The following is a 21,109-nucleotide window of genomic DNA, read 5'->3' on the forward strand; positions in this document are numbered from 1 at the left end:
CAAGAGGCGACAGTCCGTTTGTCTGTCAGACCCTATGGATACCGGATTGCCGTGTCACACCGGACCACGGCAATCTGAATGACGTCTCAGTAGCTGGCCACCAGCAGCTTAACCGCCTGGCAAGCCGTTTCTGTCTCAGCCTCCAGGCGTTCGAGGTTGCCGTGGGCGGTCCAGGAGAGAAGCAAACCATCGAAAAGGTTGATGAGCAGCCGACTGACTGTGGTGCGTGCGGCCTGATCCAGCGCATCGCCGGTCGCCTTCTGGATGGCCTGTTGGGTGGCTTCGATGGAAACGGTATAGATCTTCGCTGCCATTTCCGGGTCATTGCGCAGGTTCCAGAAGAACAGCTCGAACTGGGTTATGGCCCGTTCGGGGTGTGCGATGAACCACTTGACCAACTGGCGCAGCATTTCCCCTACCGATTCGGCGGGGAGAGCGTTTGCCGGAGCCTGCAGCGATTGCTGCGGCATGTTGATCAAGGACTCGTAGACCGCATAGAACAAGTCTTCCTTGGTGTGAAAAACGTAATGCAGCGAGGCCAGCGGCGAATCTGCCGCTGCCGCAATGCGCCGCGTCGTGGCGTTGGCTATGCCGTGTTCTGCGATCACCCTGATGGTCGCTTCAATGAAATCCTGTCTGCGTTCTTCCGCGCCTATCCGAGCCATTCAGCGTTCTCCCCTTTTGGCCTTGCGCCAACCGCCGGGTCCGGCGTCGGCGGTGACGAATGCTATCGCAAAGTCCTGGCCCAATCCATGAGATGAGTCGATGCAACCCTTTCCGTCTGCGGTCTTGCCGTCGGTATGTGGCCATTGCCCAGAGGCAGATGCTGACTGCCGTACCTCACCGAGGCCGGGGCAGTGGTGAGGTGGTAAAAAAATCAGATCAAATGACTTGATCAAATGACTATATTCAATAATCATGGCAATGCCGAGCAGATCATTACGGGCTTCGGCAGCGGCATAAGAGGTTGCTGTGGTGGTTGCGCCGGTGGGACGAGGCGGTTGCCCGGGCTCGCTGGATAGAACAATGAAAAACCGGACAGGTAGAAGGCAGATGGATACACAAAAACTCTCGACGGTCAGCAGTGATGCGTCGGTGGAACAAGTGGTGGAAATCATTCGGCGTGACGGCGGGGTCATCATTGCTGATTTCGTCTCGCCAGAGACGCTCAAGTGCCTCACCGAAGAGCTGGACACCTACTTGAATGTCACGCCCTGCGGAGAAGACCCCTATTTCGCAGGCATGCAGACCCGTCGTATCGGTCGCATCATCGGGCGAAGCGATACGGCGGTGGAGGTGGCACTAAACCCGTTGTTCATCGGCGCGGCCAGGCAGATCCTGCAGACACCAACCCATGTCTGGGTGGGCAGCGACCGCATCGAGATGGCACCTGACATTCAACTCAGCATTACCCAGGCCATTCAGATCGGCCCGGGCCAAGGCCTTCAGCCCCTGCACCGCGACGATGCCACCTCGCTGTGGCGACATCCCCATTTCGGGCGCGAGGCCCGTCTGCAGATCATGCTGGCCATCTCGGACTTCACCGAAGAGAACGGTGCCACGCGCGTTATTCCGGGCAGTCATCAATGGGATGACGAGCGCGGGCCGACCCAGGAAGAAACCATCGCCGCCGAGATGAAAGCAGGCTCTGCGCTGTTGTGGCTGGGGTCGGTCTATCACGGCGGTGGCGCCAATACCACAGCGTTTCCTCGTACTGGTCTGACCATGGCCTACGACTTGGCCATCCTGCGCCTCGAAGAAAATCACTTCCTTTCCATTCCCATTGAACGGGTTCGCCAGCTCCCCGCAGAAATGCAACGCCTGCTGGGCTGGAGTGTGAGCTCCACGCTGCTGGGCTGGGTGGAAATTGATGGCCAGATGCGTGACCCACAAGAGCTCTTGGGCATGCCTGCTTTTTCCGAACCGGGAAAAGGCTTCTGAGATCCTGAGTTTACACAGCCTGCTGCGTATTGAATTTCTGCCCTTTTGGGCGCAACCAAGGAGATGACACCATGGCGTTCTCAATCGACTCGAAAGTTGGCGAGCTGCTGGATAACAGCACTACGAGCCAGATCCTTGAAAAGCACCTGCCCGGTATCGGTAAACACCCACAAATTGGCATGGCCCGTGGCTTTGCCTTAGTGACGGCGGCAAAATATTCTGGCGGGTTTATTTCTCAGGAAACGCTGAATAAAATCGACAGCGACCTGAGGTCTCTGGTCGACTAATCGCGGCCATGCTGACCTGCTCGTATAACTTAAGTTACCGGTGCAGGTCAAATAATTCAGCCCGTATTTCCCCGCTGATTGGGTTTGCAATAGTCGTCCGATTGGTTGCCGATTTCGACATGCAGTGTGATGTCGATCCTCAGATTGAGAGAGGCTGTTCTCGTGGAACTGATAGAAGTGAGTATCCTGGGCTCATGTATATTGCTAATCATCTGTGGCTTGTATTATGGGGCGGCATTCATCGGGCGAAGAAATTATCTGCTCGGCGGAGAGTTTTTGATTGTCGGGATATCCGCAACGAATTTCGCGATCTTCCTCGTTACGGGCTGGCTGGCAAATTATAACGTTGCCATATTCCTCGATGCTTTTTCCCGGGGCGTTGGTATTCCTGTTATTGCAACGCTTGGCTTGATGGCGGTAACGCACGATTACAAGCCGTCCCCGGTGAATGACATTGTGTTTTTCCTGGCGGGCTTTACGGTTGCAGCCATTTACTTCATGTCGAGTTCATTCAAGCAGTTCCTGCCTTATTTTTATATGGTGATGTGGCTGGCTTACACAGCGTACCTGGCCTATTTCATTTGGCGACTGGTTTGTGCCAGAGAGCTTCTGCATGCGCTGGCTACCACCTTGGGCGGAGTGGCGGGGCTAACGATAGCATTCCGGTATGACTTCTTTCCGATTCCGGGTGACGATTCAAAGGTGGTATTCATGACCTTTGCTTTCTTGACTTGGTCGTACTCGATTGTGCAATCGTTCTACGCCTATGGTGCACTTCAGCGTTCTAGAAGTGCCTCAGTTGAGGCGTTACTCAATGTTCGTTGAATTGAGGGCGCAGGTGCGTCGTTGTGCCGCCAATCCCTTGATTCGAAGTAACTCCATGTCGGGCCATAGGCCCGCTTCTTTACCGCCTCCAGGGGCGGTTTTTTTATGGGTAATTGATTCATTTCCATGGCTGGGTTTCCAATGGAAATATTTAAGGCTTGCTCAATGTAAACGGCAGCTTGCAATGGGTAAGTATAATTAGCAATGCATCATGGTTGGGCATGCGCTGGTAACACATGTTTCTTTACTTCCCATTAAGGTGCAGGCATCTGAGGAACATAGATCGCCACTATCGACTAAACACCTGATTTATCTAACTTAATCATTCCACGAAACTTCTGGCATGTGGATTGCTTTCTGATCACCCGACATGGTCATGTGACCATGTCAAATGATCAGCTTGCGATAGGTGCCCATTTCCGTGTGGATGGTCGGGTTGCCGGTCCAGGCCCTTTGTTCGAGGAGCCTCCAATGAAAGAAGTATCTACAGGGCAGAAAGACGACATGTCCGCCGGCTGTATTTTCAGGCAGCTGCTGGTTACCCTCGCGGTATCGACCGCGATGTGCTCGGTACAGGCCGCACCCCAGGGGGCCGGGGAGCTGGGTTCGAAGCTGACGCCATTGGGCGGTGAGGTGGCTGCTAGTTCAAGCGGGGATATTCCGGCCTGGACTGCTCCGGGGCCGCAAGGGGGGGGCTGGAGCTATGGCCAGGTGCGGGGGGACCACTGGAAGTTCAAGGATGACAAACCCCTCTACAGCATCGACTCGAATAGCGTGGCGCAGTATGCGAGCAAGCTGTCCCCCGGCCAGCTCGAACTGTTCAAGAAGATTCCGGGCTATCGCATGGAGGTCTACCCGACCCGCCGCACCTGTGGCGTACCGGACTTCGTGGCGGATAACACGCGGCAGAACATTGGCTTCGCCAAGCTCGACTCCACAGGGGTTGCCCTCGAGGACGCCCATGTGCCGGGCATCCCGTTCCCTCTGCCCAGTACAGGCGCAGAGGTGATGTGGAATATGAAGATGCGCTATCGCGGCCTTGGTGTCGAGATTCCCAAAAGCATTTCAGGCATTTCGCCGCGCAAGGGTGGGGAGTGGTTACGCCAGTCGTCAGACACCTTTTTCTTCACGCCCTGGGGAAAGAAAGGCAGTGCACTTTTTTCGTCCATTGGCCGCTTGGAAAACGCCACGTTCTCCAGTTACCGGGAGCCAGCGGCGCTGGCCGGCCAGGCTGGTGTGCAGACGACTGTAGCCGGCGAGCAGGCCACCACCTTCTACTATTTCCCCGGCCAGCGTCGGGTCAGGCGCATGCCATCGTATTCCTACGACGCTCCGCAGATCGGGCTGGACAACCAATACACCGTCGATGAGGCGAACGTGTTCTTCGGAGCCATGGACCGCTTCGATTGGAAACTGATCGGCAAGCAGGAGCTGCTGGTGCCGTACAACGCCTTTGGCGCCTATGACACCGCAGCCAAGGTGGAAAGCTTCGCCGGCGACGATTCCATCGCGCCACAGTCGCGCCGCTACGAATTGCATCGTGTCTGGGTCGTCGAGGCCAATGTTCGCCAGGGCATGCGCCACCAAGCACCCAAGCGCCTGTTCTACATCGACGAGGACAGCTGGAACCCGTTGCTGGCCGTTGACTATGACAAGCAAGGGCAGATCTGGAAGGTGCGTGAAGGGTTCTCGATCCCCGTCTACGAGACCGGCGCGTGCGATGTGCAGGCCCAGGTCCAGTACAACCTCGCCGATCATCGTTACCTGTTCGACATGACCTCGATCGGCGCGGGCAAGAACGATATTCGCTGGCTCACCGAAGACAGTGGCAACCCTCGCCTGAAACGCGACTTCTTCACCTCCGACAACCTGCGAGCCATCAGCGAGCGCTAAACCGACGCCAGATCGAGAGCCCACATGAAAAAAATAATTACGAAAGCGTCAGGCCTTGTCATCGTGTGCGCAACCCCACTGGCAATGGGGTTCACCTTTGAAACCGAAACCCTCAATGGCTCCTTCGACTCCACGATCACCGCAGGCATGGGCCTGCGTACCGAGTCGCGGGGCTGCAACCTGATCAACCAGGGGCCGACCGGGCACAACGTGCCCTCCGGCTGCCTGGCGCAGAGTTCCGGCGTGGCGGACCAGGGCGACCTGAACTACGACCGCGGCGACATGTTCACCAACTACCTCAAGGGTACCCATGAGCTGTTGCTGAAGATGCCCGAAGACTTCACCTTCATGGCGCGCGGGACCTGGATCCGCGACTTCGCTGCCACCGATACCACCGGCACGCTGTCGTTCAACACCCCAGAGAGCGTCGGCAGCAACGGGCTGAGTGACGACGCCCGCGACGACCTCGCCTTCAAGGCTCGCCTGCTGGACCTGTGGGTGAGCAAAGGCTTCGACATGGGCGGGCAGCGGGTCCGCGCGCGCCTGGGCAACCAGGTGATCAACTGGGGTGAAAGCCTGTTCGTGGCCGGTGGCATCAACAACACCAACGCCTACGACTACCAGGCCCTGGCACGTCCCGGCGTGCAGCTCAAGGAGGCCGTGCTGCCCGCGCCGATGCTCAGTGTCGCTTCGGGCCTTGGCTCGGGTGTCAACGTCGAGGCCTACTATCAGTTCCGCTGGAACAAGAGCGAGTTGCCGCCGGTGGGCAGCTACTGGTCCACCAACAACGCGCTGGGTGAGGGCAGGGGGGACTACGGGTTCTCCGAGAAGGACGCCCGCGACAGCGGCCAGTGGGGCCTTTCGCTGCGCTGGCAACCAGAGGACAGCGACATAAACTACGGCTTCTACGTGATGCGTTATCACGACAAGTTGCCGTCATTGCGCGTCGCCATTCTTGACCCGGACACCTTCGCCGCTGCCCCCACCTGGGAGTACCAGGAAGACCGGATGATGTATGGCATCAGTGCCAACATGCCGATCGGTGACTGGGCCGTCGGTACGGAGCTTTCGTACCGGCCCAAGGATTCAGTCATGCTCAACCCGGTCATCGACCTATGCTCCAGCAATGGCGGCAAATGCTGGAAGGACGAAAAGAAGTTCCAGTGGCACCTCACCGGCCTGTACAGCTTCACGCCTTCGAACTCCCCGACGCTGCTCGACTTCACCGGAGCCAGTACGGGCACCTTGCTGTCCGAGCTTGTGGTCATCAAATACCCAGGGCTGCATAACGAGGTCAATGGCGAGCCACTCGCTGCAGGGCTCAATACCTGGCAGCTGGACCCTGCGACAGCGCCCAAGCCTCGTGGCGACAAGACGTCCTCTGGCATCAACCTGGACTTCAGCCTGACCTATGACGGCACGTTGCTGCCGGGTTGGCAGGTCACGCCAGGTGTCTTCTACTCGCGCTCGCTGGGGGGCAGGACGCCGAACCTGAGTGCGACCTTCACCGAAGACGCGAGCAGCATGAACCTGTATCTGAACTTCGTGCGAAACCCGGCCAGTTGGCAGATCTCCCTCAACTACGCGAAGTTCATGGGCGGCGACACGCCCTACGACCAGCTTTATCGTGACCGCGACTATGTCGGCATCGCGATTTCCCGCACCTTGTGAGGCCCGCCGTGAACGGTTCTGTAAAGTTATCCGAAGCTCCGGCACCTGGCCTGCTGTCACGTGTCGAGGGTGTGTTCTTCGGGCATCGTCGTCTGGTGCTAGCGAGCCTGGCGGTGTTCACGCTGATCATGGGCTGGTTCGCCGTGCAACTGCGCATGGATGCAGGCTTCGAAAAGCAATTGCCGGTAGGCCACGAATACATCAAGACATTCGAGGCCTATCGCAACGACCTGCTGGGAGCGAACCGGCTGACCATCGTGGTCAAGGCCCGACAGGGCGATATCTGGAGCGCCCCGGGCCTGAAACGGCTGTATGACGTCACCCAGGCGGTGACCTTCCTCCCGGGGGTTTCCCGCAGCAGCGTGCGTTCGTTGTGGACGCCCAATGCCTTCGTCAACGAAATCACCGAAGAAGGTTTTCGCGCTGACCCACTGGTACCAGGAACGGTTTCGCCCGAGCACCTGGATGACCAGGTCATCGCGACGATCGCCAGCTCCACCGCCCAGGGTGGTTTCATCGGCACGCTGGTTTCCCGGGATCAGAGCAGTGCGATGATCACGGTGGAACTCAACGAATACGACACCAATGGCGCGCACCTTGACTATGTGGCGTTCAACCACAGGCTGGAGAAAGAGATCCGCCAGCAATTCGAGGATGGCGATTTCGAAATCCAGATCATCGGTTTTGCCAAGCAGATCGGTGATATTGCTGACGGGGCTTCAGCCGTGCTGGAGTTCTGTCTGCTGGCGTTGCTGCTGACGGCGGGGGCGGTGTACTGGTATTGCCACTCGCTGCGCTTCACGCTGCTGGCCCTGGTCTGTTCGCTGGCCTCGCTGGTGTGGCAGTTCGGTAGCCTGCGCCTGTTGGGGTACGGGCTCGACCCGTTGGCGGTGCTGGTGCCCTTCCTGGTATTCGCCATCGGGGTGTCCCATGGCGTGCAACAAATCAACTTCATCGTCCGCGAGATCGCCACCGGCAAGAGCGCCGAAGCGGCGGCGCGTTCGAGCTTCACGGGGTTGCTGATTCCCGGGACGCTGGCGCTGGTGACCGCGCTGGTTTCCTTCGTGACGCTGTTGTTGATCCCGATCCCTATGGTGCGGGAACTGGCGATCACGGCCTCGCTTGGCGTGGCCTACAAGATCATCACCAACCTGGTGATGTTGCCGTTGATGGCGTCGCTGCTGAGTGTCGATGACAAGTACGCAGCCGCCCAGGAAGTGTCCCGGCAGCGCCGCACCCGCTGGCTGCGTGGCCTGGCCCGGCTCGCCGAGCCACGCAGGGCACAATGGGTGCTTGGCTTTGCCTTGGTGGTATTCCTGGTGGCGATCTGGCAAAGCCATGACCGTGTCGTGGGCACGCTGCAGGCGGGCGCGCCGGAGTTGCGCGAGGACGCCCGCTTCAATCGCGATGCGGTTTCCATCGCCGGCAACTACGACATTGGCCTGGACTGGCTCAGCGTGGTGTTCGAAGTCAACAAGGAGCCCTCTGGCGAAGACAGCCAGGTGGCCTGCGAGGATGTTGCCCTGGGCCAGTACCAGGATCGCTTCGTGTGGGCTATGCAGGGGGTGCCCGGTGTCCTGTCGGTAACGTCGTTTTCCAGCAACATGCGCCAGTTCAATGAGGGCTACAACGAAGGCAACCCGAAGATGGCAGCGGTGCCCATCGACCCGATGAACTACGCCGCCCTGGCTACCGAGGTTGCGCGCACGCCCGGGCTGATGCGCACCGACTGCAGCATGACCGCAGTGCACCTGTACCTGGCCGATCACAAAGCCACCACGATCAACCGGGTAGTGGATGCCGCCAAGGCATTCCGCAGCGAATACCCCCTGCCAGGCATCTCGGTGCGCCTCGCTTCGGGCAACGCCGGGGTGCTGGCAGCCATCAACGAAGAAGTGGAAAAAAGCGAAACACCCATGCTGCTTTATGTCTATGCCGCCATCGCATTGCTGGTGTTCGTGGTGTATCGCGACTTGCGGGCAGTCCTGGTGTGTTGCCTGCCGCTGACCATCGGCACCTTCATTGGCTACTGGTTCATGAAGGAGCTGCAGATCGGACTGACCATCGCCACCTTGCCGGTGATGGTGCTGGCGGTGGGCATCGGCGTCGATTACGCCTTCTACATCTACAACCGTCTGCAACTGCACCTGGCTCATGGGCAGTCGATTACCAAGGCCGTGGAATACGCGCTGCTCGAAGTGGGTGTCGCCACTATTTTCACTGCCATCACCCTGGCTGTGGGCGTGGCCACCTGGGCCTTCTCGGAACTCAAGTTCCAGGCCGACATGGGCAAGCTGCTGGCCTTCATGTTCATCGTCAACATGGTCATGGCCATGACCGTGCTGCCGGCCTTCGCCGTGTGGCTGGAGCGGGTATTCCCACGTAAGCGCCCCGTGCGCATGATTGGCGCGCTGGTGCACTGAGGAGAGAAGCATGAAGTTCAGGGTTTCATTCACCGCAGCCTTGCTCGCAGCAGCAATGCCGCTGATGTCTCTTCAGGCCGCGCCGTTGCAGGCCGTACCGGCCGTACAGGCGAGCAATGCCACGCAGGCCACCATGCTGGCCGCCGGTTGGGCGGGGGCGCGCATGGTGGCCGTGGGCGACCACGGTGTCGTGCTGTTGTCCGACGATCAGGGCATGCAGTGGCGCCAGGCGAGGTCGGTACCGCTGTCCACGCCATTGACGGGCGTGTCTTTCGTGGATGCCAAACGCGGCTGGGCGGTTGGCCACTGGGGCGCGATCCTGGCCACCACCGATGGCGGGGAGTCCTGGCAGGCCCAGCGACTGGCCACCGAAGAAGACCGGCCACTGTTCGCGGTGCACTTCTTCAATGCCCGGCAGGGTGTTGCAGTAGGCCTCTGGTCGTTGGTGCTGACGACCGAAGATGGGGGCCAGACGTGGGCTGAGCAGCCGCTGCAGGCTCCGCCGGGGGCCAAGCGGGCCGACCTCAACCTGATGGGGTTGTTTGCCGACAGCCGCGGCAGGCTGTACGCCACGGCCGAGCATGGGCAGGTGCTGCATTCCGAAGACCAGGGGAAGAACTGGCGTTACCTGGATACCGGCTACGAAGGCACCCTGTGGTCTGGCGCAGTACTGGCCGATGGGCGTCTGCTGCTGGGTGGCCAGCGCGGCACCCTGTTGCAGGGTTCAGCGGACGGCAAGGGCTTTCGCCGAGTGCCAACGCAAAGCAAAGGCTCTGTCACGAGCGTAGCGGTAGCGGGCTCTCGTGTGTTGGCGGTCGGGCTGGATGGGCTGAGCGTGCAGAGCAGCGATGGCGGGCACAGTTTTCAGGAAACGCAGACCGCTGATGGCCTTTCACTGACGGCGGCGTTGTTCAACGCCGAGGGCGTACCTGTCTTGTTTTCACGCCGAGGGGTTATGCCCTGCCAGGAGTGAAGGGCCGGCCACTCGTTCAGAGGCCAGGCATCGCAAAGCGATGCCTGGCGTGTTTCCTTGCCTGGGCGTCTGGGTGGTCGTGGCACCATCAGGCCCAGGCAAGTCAACGCTGGACGCTAGAGCTGAAGGTAATCCGCCAGGTCTGCGTAGTTATGTTGCCAAAGGCCAGGGCTGCCATTGGGGTATTGGGAGCGGAAACCGAGAATCTTCTGGACCCGTGGAGAAAGCGTGCGTACCAGCTCGAGCGGCACGATCAACGGGTAGGCTTCTTCAGGCGTGATGATCGAAGCCTGCATAGGGATGGTCAGCCCGCGACGGTAATGGTCGGCGGTCACGTTGGCACCGCCGCCATGAACGACTTTCCCGCCGAACAGCATGGCATCGCCGGCTTTCAACAGGGCGGGGATCGTCATCTCTGGGGTGCCTGTGTCGTAAAAGTCATCCCAGTCCTGGCTCCCGGGGATCAAGCGCGTGGCGCCGTTTTCCTCGGTGAAATCGGTCAGCGCCAGCATCAGGTTGGTGATGGCGCGTGGTGCATGCCTGTTCATGGCCACGAACGGTTGGTACTGCATCATGTCACGGTGCAGCATTTGCGCTTTGTTGCCTGGGCCGATCTCGATCAACTGGGCCGTGGTCAGCCACCAGTCACCGCACTCCGGGGCGTAAAGCACGTTCCCCAGTTCGTGAAAGAGGTCGTCATCGAGAATTTCCTCACGAAAGGTCTTGCTGTGAGTGACGAGGTTGGTAAGCCGTTTGGTCTGGTGGCCATGGAACTCGGCGATCAGCGCGTGCTCGTGCCTGGAGCCGGCATCGAGCGCGGCCAGGGGGGCGTCGAGTTCGCTGTTGATTCGTGCGACTTGTTCAGGGGTCATGAAGTTGCGGATGATCACGGCACCTGCCTGGTCGCTCAGCAGCGCAATTTCTTGCGCGCAAGTCGAGCGGCTTACAACTGGCAGGCTTGGCGTGGAGTCGCGAGAGGCTGACATTGAGAACACTCCGGATTGAAAGGAACGGTTGCGCAGGCGGGTTGACGTTTGGTCAACGGGCATCAGGAAACAGGCCTGCTTGCTACTGCGCTAAACCCAGGAAAGGGACATGGAGCGCCACGGTGCCTCCTTGTTCTTTTTGTTCAGGCAGTGCGTTCATGCTAGGTTTGCACTGGCCCTGCGCCAAGGTACGAACTGCACCATTTTCCAGCCGATTTTTGAGTGATTCGCACCGCCCATGACCAGCACGCCATCGCCCTGGCCACGCCCCTCGGAAGCCGTTCGCGAGCTTATGCGCAAAGGCGCCGAACTCGCTCAGGCGCTGCCACCTGAGTGGGTCGAGCGGCTGAACCAGTCACTGTTCTCTTCACCCGAAGATGCCAGGTTGCTGGAGGACCCGGTTATCCTCGCGTCGTGCCGGCGCGCCAACCGGGCAGAGTTGCTGCATTGGGCCAATGCCAACCTGCAGCGCCCTGGTGAGCCGGTGGAGCCCTACGTGTCTGCTGACATGGTGGACACGGCCAGGGAGCTCGCCCGCAGGGGGCTGTCCGAGCTGCTGATGAATGTTGCAAGGTCGACACAGAACGCAGCCTGGGACCTCTGGATGAAGATGGCCTTCAGCCTGACGCAAGATCCCGTGGTGCTCGAGGAATTCCTGAAGGTCTCGTCGCGTTCGATCTCGGAATTCATCGACAGCAACATGCGTGTGGTGACGCAGATCATCCTCGAAGAAAAGAGCGCCCACGCCCATGATGATCCTGTCGATAAACGCAGCCTGGTCAGCCGGCTGCTCGATGGCAGGGATGTGGACGCGGAGCAGTTCGGCAGGCGACTGGGCTACAGCCTTGCGCAGAGACACCATGCCTGCCTCGTCTGGAGCGAAACCCCGGACGCCGAGATTCGCCCCCTGGAAGATATGGCGCGTGCGCTGGCGCAGCTCACGGGCACGGTAGCGCCCCTGATCGTATTTGCGGGCACTGCGACCCTGTGGGCCTGGAGCAGTGCGGCAAAGCCGCTGGACCTGAACCTGCTGCAAGGCGTCACTCGACAATTTCCCAAGATTCGCGCGGCAATCGGTTCGGCGGGCGCGGGGATGAATGGGTTCCGGCGCTCGCACCTGGAAGCCTTGACCACCCAGCGGTTGATGGGCCGTTTGGCGGGTTCCCCCGCCGTTGCCACGATCGATCAGGTGAGGATGGTGTCGTTGATGACCCAGGATGCCCGCGCGGCCAGGCAGTTCGTCTTGAGCACCCTGGGGCGCCTGGCGACCGAACCCACGGTGCTTCAGCATTCGTTGCACGCCTTCCTGGCCAACGGCTGCAACATCACCCAGACCGCCGAGGTGCTGGGCACCCATCGCAATACCTTGCTGCGCCGACTGGAGCGCGCCCAGGACCTGCTGCCTGTCCCGCTTGCCGATCATCGCATCCAGATCGCCGCCGCTCTTGAGCTGGTGATCTGGAGTACGCCGCTCGATGGCGACGAGCAATAGCAGTTATCCCCTTCCTTTGGCGCAATAGCGCTTAACGGCGGTTGCCCTACGCGGGCGCCCAACAGGGCGCCCGCGTTGCAATGCCCTGCAGAAACGCGTTCTCCAGCATCTTTGCACGCTCTATTGGCGCATGCCCTCGCTGGCGGGCATCGACCATGCCGTGCAACAGCGATACGAACATCTCGGTCAGCAGCGCCGCGGTGACATCCGCTCGAAATACACCCTGTCGCTGGCCGCTGAAGAACAACGCATCGAGCGTTTCCAGATAGAGCCGCAGGTCGTGTTGCACGCTCATGTGCACAGGGTAACGGGAAGCCAGGAAGGCGATCAGTTCGCCTTGGGCCAGGTGTTCGCGAATCAGCTGACGCAACGCGGCCAGGGGCTCTGTGGAAGCCAGCGCGCCGCTGTTGTCGAGGATCTGCATGAGCGTGTTTTTGGCGTGCTGTTCGAGCTGGCTATCGAGGTTTTCTCTCGTCCCGCAGTAACGGTGCAAGGTAGCCCGGCTGATGCCAGCCAACGCCGCCAGTTCACCCATGGACGCTCTGGGTCGCAAGGCGGCAGCGGCATAGAGGGCCTTCACCAGCTTGGTGGAAAGCGATGAAGGAGGGAAGCCTGAATTGGTCATGAGGAGTCTTTTTTGATTTTTGTGAGACATAATTGACTCATATGGGTTTGAAAAGTAGCATTCGCCCCGTTTTCAATCAAGGCTCGGGTGAGTGATGGGCAAGACAGGTTCGATAAGAGTGGGCGTACTGGCCGTGGCGATTACCTTGGCCGGGTGCGAGCCCGCAGCAGAGCAGGACGGCGCAGCCAACGCGAGCTACCCGGTGGAAATCGTGACGTTGGCCTCCGAGCAGGTGACCCTGGCCGCTGAGTTGCCGGGCCGGGTCGAGCCGATGCGGGTCGCAGAGGTAAGGGCGCGGGTGCCGGGTATCGTGTTGCACAAGCGCTTCGAGGAAGGGGCTGACGTCAAGGCGGGGGATATGCTGTTCCAGATAGACCCGGCGCCGTTCAGGGCTGCCCTGGCCCGCGCCGAGGCGGACCTCGCCCGTGCCCAGGCCGTGCAGCAGGAAGCCCTGGCACGTGTGAAACGCTATGAGCCGCTGGTCAAGATCGAGGCGGTCAGCCAGCAGGACTTCGACAGCGCCACTGCCGAGTTGCGCAGTGCCCGTGCGGCAGTACGTTCCGCGCAGGCCGATGTGCAGGCCGCACGCCTTAACCTGGGTTACGCCACTGTCACTGCGCCGATCTCCGGACGCATTGGCCGTGCGCTGGCCACCGAAGGCGCTTTGGTGGGGCAGGGGGAGGCGACGCTGATGGCACGGATACAGCAACTGGACCCGATCTACATCGACTTCACGCAATCTGCTGCTGACGCGCTGCGCCTGCGGCAGGCGGTCATGGACGGCGCACTCTCGGCCGACAGCCAGGGTCTGACCGCGCAAGTGGAAGGCACCGATTTCCAGCGCTCAGGCGAGCTGATGTTCACCGATGTGAGTGTGGACCGCGGTACCGGCCAGGTCGTCCTGCGTGGGCGTTTCGATAATGCCGACGGCATCCTCTTGCCGGGCATGTATGTGCGCGTGCGCACACCTCAAGGTACCGACAACCACGCCATCCTGGTTCCTCAGCGTGCGGTCCAGCGAGGCAGCGATGGCCAGGCACGGGTCATGGTCGCCGCCAATGGCATCGCCGAGGCACGCGTCGTGCGAACCGGTGTGATGCAAGGCTCGCGTTGGCAAATCAACGAAGGGCTCAAGCCAGGTGATCAGGTGATCGTCGGTAGCCCGGCAGGGTTGGCTCCCGGTATGCCGGTGGCGCCGGCACAGCAACAAACGGCTGCCGCCCAGTGACGCGAGGAACGTGAGATGTCCAGGTTTTTCATCCGTCGCCCGAACTTTGCCTGGGTCGTGGCGTTGTTCATTTCACTGGCAGGATTGCTGGTGATTCCATCCTTGCCCGTGGCCCAGTACCCCAATGTGGCGCCACCGCAGATTTCCATCACTGCCTCCTACCCCGGCGCTTCGGCCAAGGTCATGGTGGAGTCGGTGACCAGCATCATCGAACAGTCGCTCAACGGCGCCAAGGGCCTGCTGTACTACGAGTCCACCAACAACTCCAACGGCGTGGCCGAAGTGATGGTGACCTTCGAGCCTGGCACCGATCCGGACATGGCGCAGGTCGATGTGCAGAACCGCTTGAAACAGGCCGAGGCGCGTATGCCTCAGGCGGTGCTGACCCAAGGGCTGAAAGTCGAGCAGGCCAGCTCCGGTTTCCTGCTGATCTACGCCCTGACCAGCACGGTCGGCAACCGTGGCGATACCACGGCCCTGGCCGACTATGCCGCGCGCAACATCAACAACGAACTGCTGCGCGTGCCCGGCGTGGGCAAGCTGCAGTTCTTCGCGTCCGAAGCGGCCATGCGCGTCTGGGTGGATCCGCAGAAGCTGGTGGGTTATGGCCTGTCCATCGACGACATCAACGCGGCGATTCGCGGCCAGAACGTCCAGGTGCCGGCCGGCAGCTTCGGCAGCACGCCGGGCGCCAGCGAGCAGGAGCTGACCGCGACCCTGGCCGTGCAGGGCACCCTCGACACGCCAGAGGCGTTCGCCGGCATCGTCCTGCGCGCCAACCCGGATGGCTCCAGCGTGCGTCTGGGTGATGTTGCGCGCATGGCCATCGGTAGCGAGAACTACAACCTATCGGCACGTCTGAATGGCCACCCGGCGGTGGCCGGCGCGGTGCAGCTGGCGCCGGGCGCCAACGCCATCCAGACAGCGACGCAGGTCAAGGAGCGCCTGGCCGAGCTGTCGCAGTTCTTCCCCGAAGGGGTCGAGTATTCGGTGCCGTACGACACCTCGCGCTTCGTCGACGTGGCCATCGAGAAGGTGATCCACACCTTGATCGAAGCCATGGTGCTGGTGTTCCTGGTGATGTTCCTGTTCCTGCAGAACGTGCGCTACACCCTGGTGCCCTCGATAGTGGTACCGGCGTGCCTGCTCGGGACGCTGATGATCATGAAACTGCTCGGCTTTTCGGTGAACATGATGACCATGTTCGGCATGGTGCTGGCCATCGGCATCCTGGTGGACGACGCCATCGTGGTGGTGGAGAACGTCGAGCGCTTGATGGCCGAGGAAGGCCTGTCGCCGGTGGAGGCGACCATCAAGGCCATGGGGCAGGTTTCCGGGGCCATTATTGGTATTACCCTGGTGCTGGCGGCGGTATTCCTGCCTTTGGCGTTCATGTCCGGTTCGGTGGGGGTGATCTATCAGCAGTTCTCTGTGTCTCTGGCTGTCTCGATCCTGTTCTCCGGCTTCCTGGCCCTTACCTTCACCCCTGCACTGTGCGCCACGCTGCTCAAGCCAGTGCCCCATGGCCATCATGAAAAGGGCGGTTTCTTCGGCGCCTTCAACCGTGGCTTCGCCCGTATCACCGAGCGCTATTCGCTGCTCAACAGCGAGCTGGTGGCGCGTGCCGGGCGCTGGATGCTGGCGTATGTCGGCATCCTGGTGGTGCTGGGCTATTCCTACCTGCGCTTGCCGGAGGCCTTCGTGCCGGCTGAAGACCTGGGCTACAGCGTCGTCGACGTACAGCTGCCGCCGGGCGCCAGCCGGGTACGTACAGACTACACCGCCGAGGCGTTGGAGAAATTCCTGATGTCTCGTGAGGCGGTGGCCAACTCGTTCATCGTCAGCGGCTTCAGCTTCTCGGGCCAGGGCGACAACGCAGCACTGGCGTTCCCCACCTTCAAGGACTGGTCGCAGCGTGACAAGACACAATCGGCGGAGGCGGAAACGGCAGCGATCAACGCACAATTCGCCGCCAACGGTGACGGCACCATCACCGCGGTCATGCCACCGCCCATCGACGGCCTGGGCAACTCCGGCGGTTTCGCCCTGCGCCTGATGGACCGTGGCGGCCTTGGCCGTGAAGCACTGCTCGCCGCCCGCGACCAACTGCTGGCCCGTGCCAACGGCAATCCGGTGATTCTCTACGCGATGATGGAAGGCCTGGCCGAGGCGCCGCAGCTGCGCGTGCACATCGACCGGGAAAAGGCCCGAACGCTGGGGGTGAGCTTCGAGGCCATCAACAGCACCTTGGCCACTGCTTTCGGTTCGGCGGTGATCAACGACTTCACCAATGCCGGGCGCCAGCAGCGCGTGGTGGTGCAGGCTGAGCAAGGCGAACGCATGACCCCCGAAAGCGTGCTGCGCCTCTATGCCCCGAATGCCAACGGCGAGCAGGTGCCGTTCAGCGCCTTCGTCACCATCCAGTGGGAAGAGGGGCCGGTGCAACTGGTGCGCTACAATGGCTACCCGTCCATCCGCATCGCCGGCGACGCTTCGCCGGGGCACAGTACTGGCCAGGCGATGGCCGAGATGGAGCGTCTGGTCAGCGAGCTGCCGCCGGGTATCGGCTACGCCTGGACGGGCCTTTCCTACCAGGAGAAGGTGTCCAGCGGCCAGGCGGCCAGCCTGTTCGCCCTGGCCATCCTGGTGGTGTTCCTGCTGCTGGTGGCGCTGTACGAAAGCTGGGCGATTCCGCTGACGGTCATGTTGATCGTGCCGATTGGTGCCTTGGGTGCGGTGTGGGCGGTGACGCTCACCGGCATGCCCAACGATGTGTATTTCAAGGTCGGGCTGATCACCATCATTGGCCTTGCGGCGAAGAACGCCATCCTGATCGTCGAGTTCGCCAAGGAACTGTGGGAGAAGGGCTACAGCCTGGGCGACGCCGCCATCGAGGCCGCGCGCCTGCGTTTCCGTCCGATCGTGATGACCTCCATGGCGTTCATCCTCGGCGTGGTGCCATTGGCCATCGCCTCCGGCGCGGGGGCGGCAAGCCAGCGCGCCATCGGCACCGGCGTAATCGGCGGCATGCTCAGTGCCACCTTGTTGGGCGTGGTCTTCGTGCCGATCTGTTTCGTCTGGGTGTTGACGCTGCTCAAGCGCAAGCCCGCACCTGAGCAACCGGTCGAGGTCGCCAAGTGATGATCAAATTCAATCGTGTGCTTCCCTTGGTCCTGTCCTTGACCTTGACCGGTTGCTCCCTGGCGCCCACCTATCAGCGCCCAGAAGCACCGGTGGCGGCCGGATGGGGCGATGCTGCCGGTCATGCCGGCCGTTCGGTGGAGCAGATGCAGTGGCAGGCTTTCATTGTCCACCCGGTGCTGCGTCAGCTGATCGCCAGTGCGCTGGACAACAACCGCTCCTTGCGCCAGACCCTGCTCGACATCGAGCAGGCCCGCGCCCAATACCGGATCGAGCGGGCCGACCGGGTGCCTGGGCTGAACGCCAGCGCCGCGGGCAATCGCCAGCACCTGCCTTCGGCACTTTCGAACGATGGCCGCGAAGGCGTCACCAGCACTTATCAGGTGGGCTTGTCATTGCCGGAATATGAAGTGGACCTGTTCGGACGGGTCAAAAACCTGAGCGATGCGGCCCTGGAGCAGTACCTGGCCACCGAGGAAGCCGGGCGTGCCGCACGCATCGCCCTGATCGCCGAGGTGAGCCAGGCCTACCTGACCTTGGACGGTGCCGAGCGGCGCCAGGCGCTGACCCGCCAGACCCTGGCCAGCCGCGAGGACTCTCTGGCGTTGGTCGGTGAGCGTCGCGCTGCCGGCACGGCCACGGCGCTGGACCATCAGGAGGCGTTGGGGCTGGTCGAGCAGTCTCGTGCCGAGCTTGAAGTCACCGTGCGCCAGCAGCGCCAGGCCTACAACGCGCTGGTGCTGTTACTGGGCAGCGCCGAGGCGGCCAAGGCGATGCCCGTTGAGCGCCCAGATGAGCCAATGGTGCTCAATGACATTGCGCCGGGCGCGCCGTCGGCATTGATCGAGCGCCGTCCCGATATCCTCGCTGCCGAACACCGGCTGCGTGCGCGCAATGCCGATATCGGCGCGGCGCGGGCAGCCTTTTTCCCGCGTATCAGCCTGACCGGCAGCTTTGGGACCGCCAGTGCGCAGATGTCCGGGCTGTTCGACGGTGGCTCGCGTAGCTGGAGCTTCATGCCGCAGTTGTCACTGCCGTTGTTCGACGCCGGGCGCAACCGTGCCGGGCTCAGCCTGGCCGAGGCACATAAGGACTCGGCCGTGGCCGCCTATGAAGGCGTGATCCAGGTCGCCTTCCGCGAAGTGTCCGACGCACTGGCTGCCACCGACACCCTGCGCCGCGAACAAACCGCGCGCCGGGCCCTGGTCGACACCAGCCGTGCGACGCTGGCATTGGCCAAGGCGCGGTACGAGGGTGGGGTGGACAGCCATTTGCGTTATCTGGACGCGCAGCGCAACAGCTACGTGAACGAAGCAGCCTTCATCGAAGCCAGTACCCAGCGCCAGCTTGCGTTGGTCGACCTGTTCCGCGCACTCGGTGGCGGCTGGCCGGGCAAGGGCTGAAACAGCCTCCTTTGGTTGGCATGTCCAGCCACTTGGCCCCAGAGACCGATGTCCTGGGGCCTTTTTTTGGGCTGGCGAAGGCAGGTCAGCGAGCAGGTGCCGCAGCGCCGTCGAGGAATAGCAGCTCCAGCGTCTGCACGGATGTCGCGCTGGCTGCTCGCCCGCGTCGTTCGGCATCGACGATGCCGTACACCATGCTCAGGAACATTTCAGTGAAGATCGCCGCGCTGATATCGATACGGAAAGCGCCCGCTTGCTGGCCACGCAGGAAGAAGGCATCCAGTGCGTCGGCATAGGCCCGCCACGGGCGGTTCGCCTCGCTGTCGTCGAACGAGTCCGGGCGGTACTGAAAGAGCAGGAAGATCATCATCTCGCGATGCTTGAGGTGCTCGACGATGAGGCGATGCAGGGCTGCGCTGGGGTCGCTGCCGTGCAGGTCAGCGTTGCCGATGACCTGAGAGAGGACCTGGTCGCCATAGCGCTCCAGCATATTCACCAGGTTGTCACGGGTTCCACAGAAACGGTGCAGGGTCGCCTTGCTCACGCCCGCCGCCTCGGCCAGCTCCTTCAATGTGGCTCGGGGGTGGACGACGATCGCGTCGGCCAGCGCTTTGAGCAGGCGCTCATCGGTAGGGAGGTGCATCAGAAGATTCCACACTGCATATCGTGCAAGCATTGTGAAGGAAAACGACTCATAGGACACCCATTTGAGTAAATAATGGCTCAAACAGGGCTTGCAGGTCGTAGACGTACGGGTGCTTGCTTGCACGTGTACCGGCACCGCCTCTTTCGGTGTGCCAGAACGAGGGAGGCGGCGAAGTTCAGGGGCAGAGTGAAGCACTCTTGGGATGGCGCCGGGATTAGGGAAGGCGACTGAGGACTTGGCGATTTTGGATGAGGAAATCATGACAATAAAGGCGTCAATCAAGGCCTTCCCGCGCTCTGCGCTAACGGACTCGGATTCGAAAGGCAGCGCCGCCATAGCCTTCTTGCGCGATCACCGCGATCGCCGCCGCCAACAACTCGGACCTTTTGGCGTCGCGATCTCAAACCGGGCGCCCACGACGGGCAAGCGGTGATTAACGCCTCGGCCGCGGCGCCACTGCTTCTACCGCCAGGGGAACTGAGACGGCAATTCCTAGTAATTATGTATTATTTCATACGTTGAACGTATTATAAATTAGTTTTTGTCGCGATTAGATCGGATAAGATTTAATTATCAGACCTAAAAGGATGGAGGGCAGGGCATGGCAGTAGGCGTACCGGAAAACGACGTGTTTGCCGCCGCGGACGCAGTTCTCGCCCGCGGCGAGCGGCCCACCGTGGAGCGCGTGCGCCTGGAACTGGGGCGGGGCAGTCCGGCGCGGGTTGGCGCCTTGCTGGATCAATGGTGGGAACAACTGGCCGGCCGCCTGCGCGGCGAAGCCCGCCTGCCGGGATTGCCGGCGGAAGTGGCGCAGGCCTTTGTGGCCATTTGGCAGCAGGCAACCACCTTGGCTCAGGGGCTGGCCGAGCAGGGGTTGGCCGGCCAGCGCCAGGTCCTGGCCGATGAGCGCGAAGCGCTGAGTGCTCTGGAGGCTCGTGCCCGCCTGGAGGTGGTCCAGGCGCGGCAGCAGACAGCCGAGGCCGTTACCGCACGGCAAGGCGTCGAAACCCGCCTGTCTGACCTGGATCAGTTGCTGGTTCAGCGTCAGGCGCAGATCGACGACCTATGCCGCCAGCGGGACGAACTCCAGGCGCAGCGCGATGATGGTCGCCACCAGTTGCTCGAGCTTCAGCAACAGCTACTGGACAGTCGCGAGCAGGCGGAGCGAGCGCGAGACGAACAGCAGCGTTACACCCGTGACGTCGAAGACCGGGCCTATCGCGAAATTGATCGGGCCCGCGAGGAAGGCAAGGCGCTGGGCACACAACTCAAGGACGCTCAGGGCCGGCTCAGTGCGGCCCAGCAGAGCGCGGAAGCGCATCAACTGGCCTTGGCCGATGCCCGGGAACAGGCACAACTGGTGCGTAGCCAAGCTCAGTTAGCGACCACGCAGCTAGAACAGGCTCAGCAACAAGCAAGGACCACGGGTGAACAGGTTCATTCCCTGCAAGCTGCATTGCAGGCTGTGCGCGAAGAATTGGTCGCAGCCCGTGAGCGGGCAATCGCAGCCGAAGCCCGCGCTGAGGCGCTGGCCAGCCGCCCCCGGCGCTCAGTGAAAAGTCGCGGATGATTCAG

16 protein-coding genes are annotated in these 21,109 nt (G+C 61.5%); 12 read left to right on the forward strand and 4 right to left on the reverse strand.

Annotation, left to right across the window (positions count from 1 at the left end; translation table 11 throughout):
* Window positions 1–86: 86 nt before the first annotated feature.
* Window positions 87–665 carry a TetR/AcrR family transcriptional regulator gene (locus ACLEJW_RS12470; protein WP_326431172.1) on the reverse strand — a complete coding sequence of 193 codons (579 nt, stop codon included), beginning with the start codon at window positions 663–665 and terminating at the stop codon, window positions 87–89.
* Window positions 666–1,053: 388 nt separating this feature from the next.
* On the opposite strand from ACLEJW_RS12470, the gene ACLEJW_RS12475 reads away from it, so the two are divergent.
* The 7 genes from ACLEJW_RS12475 (at window position 1,054) to ACLEJW_RS12505 (ending at window position 10,013) form a co-directional block, all read left to right on the forward strand.
* Entirely contained in the window at window positions 1,054–1,941 is an 888-nt protein-coding gene (locus tag ACLEJW_RS12475) for a phytanoyl-CoA dioxygenase family protein (RefSeq protein WP_326431173.1), read from the forward strand.
* A gap of 71 nt (window positions 1,942–2,012) precedes the next feature.
* Window positions 2,013–2,228: a hypothetical protein gene (locus tag ACLEJW_RS12480; RefSeq protein ID WP_054905267.1), complete on the forward strand. Its 216-nt coding sequence runs from the start codon at window positions 2,013–2,015 to the stop codon at window positions 2,226–2,228.
* 177 nt (window positions 2,229–2,405) lie between these two features.
* Window positions 2,406–3,053: a hypothetical protein gene (locus tag ACLEJW_RS12485; RefSeq protein ID WP_143492640.1), complete on the forward strand. Its 648-nt coding sequence runs from the start codon at window positions 2,406–2,408 to the stop codon at window positions 3,051–3,053.
* Window positions 3,054–3,524: 471 nt separating this feature from the next.
* Complete coding sequence (locus tag ACLEJW_RS12490; RefSeq protein WP_192440026.1) at window positions 3,525–4,946, forward strand: DUF1329 domain-containing protein; 1,422 nt, start codon at window positions 3,525–3,527, stop codon at window positions 4,944–4,946.
* 24 nt (window positions 4,947–4,970) lie between these two features.
* Window positions 4,971–6,617: a DUF1302 domain-containing protein gene (locus ACLEJW_RS12495; protein WP_416765767.1), complete on the forward strand. Its 1,647-nt coding sequence runs from the start codon at window positions 4,971–4,973 to the stop codon at window positions 6,615–6,617.
* A gap of 8 nt (window positions 6,618–6,625) precedes the next feature.
* Window positions 6,626–9,040 carry an efflux RND transporter permease subunit gene (locus ACLEJW_RS12500; protein WP_440777641.1) on the forward strand — a complete coding sequence of 805 codons (2,415 nt, stop codon included), beginning with the start codon at window positions 6,626–6,628 and terminating at the stop codon, window positions 9,038–9,040.
* Window positions 9,041–9,050: 10 nt separating this feature from the next.
* Window positions 9,051–10,013, forward strand: a complete 963-nt coding sequence (locus ACLEJW_RS12505) for a WD40/YVTN/BNR-like repeat-containing protein (RefSeq protein ID WP_440777642.1) — start codon at window positions 9,051–9,053, stop codon at window positions 10,011–10,013.
* Window positions 10,014–10,129: 116 nt separating this feature from the next.
* Here ACLEJW_RS12505 and ACLEJW_RS12510 read toward each other — a convergent pair whose 3' ends face one another.
* On the reverse strand, window positions 10,130–10,999 hold the full coding sequence (locus ACLEJW_RS12510) for a phytanoyl-CoA dioxygenase family protein (RefSeq protein ID WP_326431180.1): 870 nt from the start codon (window positions 10,997–10,999) through the stop codon (window positions 10,130–10,132).
* A gap of 292 nt (window positions 11,000–11,291) precedes the next feature.
* On the opposite strand from ACLEJW_RS12510, the gene ACLEJW_RS12515 reads away from it, so the two are divergent.
* Window positions 11,292–12,491, forward strand: a complete 1,200-nt coding sequence (locus tag ACLEJW_RS12515; protein WP_409292190.1) for a PucR family transcriptional regulator — start codon at window positions 11,292–11,294, stop codon at window positions 12,489–12,491.
* 46 nt (window positions 12,492–12,537) lie between these two features.
* On the opposite strand, the gene ACLEJW_RS12520 is transcribed toward ACLEJW_RS12515, so the two are convergent.
* Window positions 12,538–13,116, reverse strand: a complete 579-nt coding sequence (locus ACLEJW_RS12520) for a TetR/AcrR family transcriptional regulator (RefSeq protein ID WP_440777643.1) — start codon at window positions 13,114–13,116, stop codon at window positions 12,538–12,540.
* 94 nt (window positions 13,117–13,210) lie between these two features.
* On the opposite strand from ACLEJW_RS12520, the gene ACLEJW_RS12525 reads away from it, so the two are divergent.
* Genes ACLEJW_RS12525 through ACLEJW_RS12535 form a run of 3 tightly spaced genes read left to right on the forward strand, consistent with a single transcriptional unit; the run spans window position 13,211 to window position 18,888 of the window.
* The gene (locus ACLEJW_RS12525) at window positions 13,211–14,344 is read left to right on the forward strand and encodes a MexC family multidrug efflux RND transporter periplasmic adaptor subunit (protein WP_440777644.1); all 1,134 of its coding nucleotides are present in this window, start codon (window positions 13,211–13,213) and stop codon (window positions 14,342–14,344) included.
* 15 nt (window positions 14,345–14,359) lie between these two features.
* A complete protein-coding gene (locus ACLEJW_RS12530) occupies window positions 14,360–17,485 on the forward strand; it encodes a multidrug efflux RND transporter permease subunit (protein WP_440777645.1) in 3,126 nt (1,041 codons plus the stop codon).
* Window positions 17,485–18,888, forward strand: coding sequence for an efflux transporter outer membrane subunit (locus ACLEJW_RS12535; RefSeq protein WP_440777646.1), 1,404 nt, complete (start codon window positions 17,485–17,487; stop codon window positions 18,886–18,888). Before ACLEJW_RS12530 ends, ACLEJW_RS12535 begins: the two co-directional genes overlap by 1 nt.
* Window positions 18,889–18,973: 85 nt before the next feature.
* Here ACLEJW_RS12535 and ACLEJW_RS12540 read toward each other — a convergent pair whose 3' ends face one another.
* Window positions 18,974–19,531 (reverse strand): TetR/AcrR family transcriptional regulator, encoded by a 558-nt coding sequence (locus ACLEJW_RS12540; RefSeq protein WP_326431187.1) that lies wholly within the window; start codon window positions 19,529–19,531, stop codon window positions 18,974–18,976.
* A gap of 604 nt (window positions 19,532–20,135) precedes the next feature.
* On the opposite strand from ACLEJW_RS12540, the gene ACLEJW_RS12545 reads away from it, so the two are divergent.
* Entirely contained in the window at window positions 20,136–21,104 is a 969-nt protein-coding gene (locus ACLEJW_RS12545) for a DNA-binding protein (protein ID WP_440777647.1), read from the forward strand.
* Window positions 21,105–21,109: the final 5 nt, after the last annotated feature.

The sequence above is a fragment of the Pseudomonas sp. SMSB3 genome (assembly GCF_052041965.1).
Classification (GTDB): domain Bacteria; phylum Pseudomonadota; class Gammaproteobacteria; order Pseudomonadales; family Pseudomonadaceae; genus Aquipseudomonas.